This window comes from Jannaschia pohangensis (assembly GCF_900113875.1).
Lineage (GTDB): Bacteria > Pseudomonadota > Alphaproteobacteria > Rhodobacterales > Rhodobacteraceae > Jannaschia > Jannaschia pohangensis.
Map to the genome: position 1 here is coordinate 1 of NZ_FORA01000015.1, position 4,856 is coordinate 4,856.

Genomic DNA, 4,856 nt, shown 5'->3' on the forward strand with positions numbered 1-4,856 from the left:
CTAACCTGGACCTCTGCGGGCTCACCTTCAATGCACGGACGCGTGAGAATAGGCGAATATCGGCGCGCATACGCACAGACCTGTCGCAGGCCCGCACCGCCCTCACGATCCGTGATCCGGGCCTCACCGGGCCGTGAAAATGCGTCGAAAACTGTAGCGGATGGACGGGTGACGCACGGGTGATCTGCGTCGGACGTGAATCGGGGTGGGTCCGGACAGGCTGAGGGGGCGGCCTGAGTATTTGGGAAGCAGAGAAGAGGCGGGAGCTTTCTAGAGGGCGCGCCAGCCGATGTCGCGGCGACAGAAGCCTTCTGGCCAGTCGATGGCGTCGACCATGGCGTAGGCGCGGTCACGTGCCTCGGCCAGATCGTCGCCCCGGGCGGTGACGCCCAGCACGCGGCCTCCGTTGGCGACGAATTCGCCGCCGGCGCGCGCCGTGCCCGCATGGAAGACCATGTTCCGGCTGTCGCGCGGCAGGGCGTCGAGACCGCCGATGCGGCTGCCCTTGGCGTAGTCGCCGGGATAGCCGTCGGCGGCCAGCACCACGCAAAGGGCGTGGTCGTCGGCCCAGTTCACCCGCGCGCCCGTCAAACGCCCCTCGGCGCAGGCCAGCAGCAGGTCGAGCACCTGGCCGCCCAGACGCATCATCAGGCATTGGCATTCGGGGTCGCCGAAGCGGACATTGTACTCGACAAGGCTCGGTTCGCCCCGGTCGATCATCAGCCCGACGAACAGGATGCCGCGCATGGGCGTGCCCCGCCGGACCATCTCGGCCATGGTGGGCCGGACGATGCGGTCGAGCGCCCGCGCCTCGACCTCGGCCGTCATGACGGGGGCGGGGGAATAGGCGCCCATGCCGCCGGTGTTGGGGCCGGTGTCGCCATCGCCCACCCGCTTGTGATCCTGCGCGGTGCCGAGGGGCAACACGTCCTCGCCGTCGACCAGACAGAAGAAGCTGGCCTCTTCGCCGGTCAGGAAGGCCTCGATCACGACTTCGGCGCGGCCATGCACGCCCGAGAAGATGTCGTCGAGCGCCGCCTCGGCCTCGGCCCGCTCCATCGCGACGGTGACGCCCTTGCCCGCGGCCAGACCGTCGGCCTTGATCACGATCGGCACGGGTTGGCGGGCGAGATAGGCGCGGGCGGTGGCCAGATCGTCGAAGCGACCATAGGCGGCGGTCGGGGCATCGACGGCGGCGCAGATTTCCTTGGTGAAGGCCTTGGACGCTTCGAGCCTTGCGGCGGCGGCGGACGGCCCGAAGACCGCGATCCCGGCGGCGGCCAGCGCATCGGCCACGCCCGCGGCCAGCGGCGCCTCGGGGCCGACGATGACGAAATCCACGCTCTCCTCATCGGCGAAGGTGGTGACGGCGGCCCCGTCGAGAATGTCGAGCGCGGCGCATTCCGCGATCTCGGCAATGCCTGCGTTGCCCGGGGCCACGATCAACCGGTCGCATTTGGGGTTTTGCAGCACGGCCCAGGCCAGGCTGTGTTCACGCCCGCCACTGCCGAGGATCAGGATGTTCATGGGCCGCCCCTTCGGTTGTCTGGGCTGCGGTCTAGAATGCGGGTCCGCACGATACAAGATGACGGGAGGCAGGGCGGTCGGACCCGCAAGCACCGTCTTTGGGTCATCTTTTCGCCCCGTCCATTTGCCAGCCTCGCGCGTGACCCCATGCGGGAGGCGCACCATGCAGGACCCCGATCTCTGGCACCGGATTGCCAGCCACCAATTTCCCGACGACAGCGACGGGCAGTCGTTCGTCGACCAATTGCGCCGGGATCAGGGGATTTCGCGGACCACCGCCCTGCGCGGGATCGAGGAATATCGCCGGTTTCTCTATCTTGCGGCGACGGGCAAGGGGCGCACCGTGCCGACCCGGGCCGTCGACGCCGTCTGGCATCTGCACCTGACGCATACCCGCGACTATTGGGAGGTGTTCGTGCCCGATGTTCTGGGCGGCGATCCGGTGCATCACACGCCGGGCAAACCGCGGGGCCACAACGCCGATTTCGAGCGGACGCTGGACCGGTACCGCGAGGAGTTCGGAGAGGACCCGCCCAAGGGCATCTGGACGCGCCGCCGGATGGGTCATGACCTGATCGGGGTGGTGATGGCGGGGGGATTCGCCCTGTTCTGGACCTGGAGCGCGGTGATGACCGGCGCGCCGATCCTGTTTGCGGCCTTCGGGCTGACCCTGGCGGCCTTCGTCCTTTTGGCGGCGCTGGCCCCGACCCTGGCCGACAAAGGCATCCACATCGGTTTCGGCGTCGACATCTGGTCGGACAGCGCGGGCGGCGACTGCGGGTCTGACGGAGGCGGGAGTTGCGGCGACTGATCGACTGTCATGAAACCGTTGCACACGGCTGATCACGCTTTGGCAGGGAAACAGCAAAAGGACCCTGAATGCGAAACCAAAACCTCTGGAGCCGGATCGCGGCTCACCCGATGCCCGCCGACAGCGCGGGACGCTCCTTCCTGCGGCAGCTTTGCGACGATCAACGGATCAGCGAAGCGACGGCGCGCCGCGGGATCGAGGAATACAAGCGCTTCCTCTATCTGTGTGCCACAAGCGACGCGCGCTGCGTGCCCACCCGGGCGATTGACGCGGTCTGGCACCTCCACCTCACCCATACCCGCGACTATTGGAACCGGCTGGTGCCCGAGGTTCTGGGCGGCAAGCCCGTGCACCACACACCTGGCGAGACGACGGGCCACAGCGCCGATTTCGCCGCCACCCTGCGCCGCTACGAGGCGGAGTTCGGCGAGGCACCGCCCAAGGGCATCTGGAAGCGTCAGTGCCGCTGGCAGGCGACCGCCACCGCAATCTTTTGCTTCGTAATCATGGCGTTCCTCGCGTTCTGGGCCGCGCCGATGATCGACGATGGCCTGCCGCTTCCCTTCGTGCTGGTCTTCTCGGCCGTCGGCCTGATGGTGGTCGGCATCACGGCGGTCACGGCGCTGCAACACTGGGGCGTCAACCTCGGCTTCGAGATCGATATCTGGTCGGACAGCGAAGGCGGCGATTGCGGCGATTGTGGCGGCGGCTGCGGCGACTAGTGCCCGGCCGCATCGGGCGCTAGAACCGCCCCATGGATGACCTCATCGACGAACCCGCCGCCCCACGCCGCAACGAAGCGGAATACACCGTCTCCGAAATCTCGGGTGCGGTGAAGCGCGCGCTTGAGGATGCCTTCGGGCGCATCCGCGTGCGCGGCGAGATCGGGCGCATCTTTCGCGCGCGGTCGGGGCATCTCTACTACGACGTCAAGGACGACCGGAACGTCCTGTCCTGCACCACCTGGAAGGGGCAGATCTCGCAGCTTTCGGTCGAGCCCGAGGAAGGGATGGAGGTCATCGTGACCGGCCGTCTGTCGGGGTTCGGGTCGCAATCGAAATACACCCTTAATGTCGACGCGATGGAGGTGGCCGGGGCCGGGGCCCTGATGGCGATGCTCGAGAAGCGACGTCTGGCCCTGGCGGCCGAGGGGCTGTTCGATCCGGCGCGCAAGGTGCCGCTGCCGTTTCTGCCCGATGTGATCGGGGTCATCACCTCGCCGCAGGGCGCGGTGATCCGCGACATCCTGCACCGGTTGCGCGACCGTTTCCCGCGTCACGTCCTGATCTGGCCTGTGGCGGTGCAGGGCAAGGCCAGCGCCGGCGAGGTCGCGAATGCGATCCGCGGGTTCAATGCGCCGGACCTGCCGTTCGCGCGGCCCGACCTTCTGATCGTGGCGCGGGGCGGTGGATCGATCGAGGATCTGTGGGGCTTCAACGAGGAGGTAGTCGTGCGCGCCGCCGCCGACAGCGCGATCCCCCTGATTTCTGCCGTAGGGCACGAGACCGACACCACTCTGATTGACCATGCGTCCGACCGGCGCGCGCCCACGCCGACGGCGGCGGCAGAGATGGCGGTGCCGGTGCGGCTGGACCTGCTGGCGGGGATCGACGCCTTGGGCCTGCGGCAGACGCGGGCTGTGCGCGCGGCGGTTCAGGGGCGGCGGCAACGGTGGATCGACCTGGGTCGGGCCCTGCCGCGGATCGACATGCTTTTGTCGGGGCCGCGTCAACGCCTTGATCTTGCGTCCGAACGGCTGCCCACGGCCCTGCGGGCCCGGACGGCGGGGGCGCGGTTGCGCCTGTCGCGGCTGGAGGGGCGGGTGACGCCCGGCGCGCTGACCGCGCAGGTCGCGCGGCAACGCCAGCAGCTTTTGCAATTGTCCGCCCGGCTGGACGGGGCCTTGCCGCGTGCGCGGGACAGGGTGCGGCGCGACCTGGACCGGCTGGCGGCGCGCCTGCGCCCGTCGCCGGTGGAACGCGCGCTGCGGCAGGATCGCGACCGTCTTGCGCGGACGTTGCAGCGCTTGGCGGCTCTGGCGCGGACACGGCAGGATCGCGCGCGCGACCGGCTGGCGGCACTGGATCGGTTGCGCCTGTCGCTTGGCTATCAGGCGACCTTGGCGCGGGGATTCGCCGTTGTTCGGGACGGGGACGCGATCATCACGACTGCCGAGGCTGCGCGGCGCGCGGCGACGCTGGAGGTGGAGTTTGCCGATGGCCGGGTGAAAACGGGCGGCAAGGCTCCGGAGTGGAGGGCGAAGCCGGGGGGCGGGCCCGATCAGGGCAGCCTCTTTTGACAAAAGAACACCCCCCGGCAGCTTTCGCTGAACCGGGGGGTGTCCGTGCCGCAACGCACCTCGGGGGAGAGAGATTGGCGGGATGCGGGGTCGTCTAGATCATTTGTCTTCGGCGCTCGCGGCCTTGATCTGGGCAAAAATGTCAGCGCCGACAGTGGGTTGGCCCGAGAAGGACGTGGCGCCGTTCAGGCCGCGCAGGTCGGAGGGGCTGTCCTGGTC

4 protein-coding genes are annotated in these 4,856 nt (G+C 68.8%); 3 read left to right on the forward strand and 1 reads right to left on the reverse strand.

Features of this window, described 5'->3' with window-relative positions; translation table 11 throughout:
• Positions 1–270 precede the first annotated feature (270 nt).
• Positions 271–1,527, reverse strand: a complete 1,257-nt coding sequence (gene purD, locus BM002_RS18880) for a phosphoribosylamine--glycine ligase (protein ID WP_092785234.1) — start codon at positions 1,525–1,527, stop codon at positions 271–273.
• A 163-nt stretch (positions 1,528–1,690) separates the two neighbouring features.
• Here purD and BM002_RS18885 point away from each other — a divergent pair, with 163 nt between their 5' ends.
• From BM002_RS18885 to xseA, 3 genes are all read left to right on the forward strand, one after another.
• Positions 1,691–2,338: a glycine-rich domain-containing protein gene (locus tag BM002_RS18885; RefSeq protein WP_092785237.1), complete on the forward strand. Its 648-nt coding sequence runs from the start codon at positions 1,691–1,693 to the stop codon at positions 2,336–2,338.
• A 68-nt stretch (positions 2,339–2,406) separates the two neighbouring features.
• Entirely contained in the window at positions 2,407–3,060 is a 654-nt protein-coding gene (locus BM002_RS18890; protein ID WP_139212429.1) for a glycine-rich domain-containing protein, read from the forward strand.
• A 32-nt stretch (positions 3,061–3,092) separates the two neighbouring features.
• Positions 3,093–4,637 carry an exodeoxyribonuclease VII large subunit gene (gene xseA, locus BM002_RS18895; RefSeq protein WP_092785243.1) on the forward strand — a complete coding sequence of 515 codons (1,545 nt, stop codon included), beginning with the start codon at positions 3,093–3,095 and terminating at the stop codon, positions 4,635–4,637.
• The last annotated feature ends 219 nt before the right edge of the window (positions 4,638–4,856 follow it).

Excerpts from the sequence above, each read along its gene's own strand:
- BM002_RS18890 (WP_139212429.1), top strand. The coding sequence starts at position 2,407 with ATGCGAAACCAAAACCTCTGGAGCCGGATCGCGGCTCACCCGATGCCC.
- BM002_RS18885 (WP_092785237.1), top strand. The coding sequence starts at position 1,691 with ATGCAGGACCCCGATCTCTGGCACCGGATTGCCAGCCACCAATTTCCC.
- purD (WP_092785234.1), bottom strand. The coding sequence starts at position 1,527 with ATGAACATCCTGATCCTCGGCAGTGGCGGGCGTGAACACAGCCTGGCC.
- xseA (WP_092785243.1), top strand. The coding sequence starts at position 3,093 with ATGGATGACCTCATCGACGAACCCGCCGCCCCACGCCGCAACGAAGCG.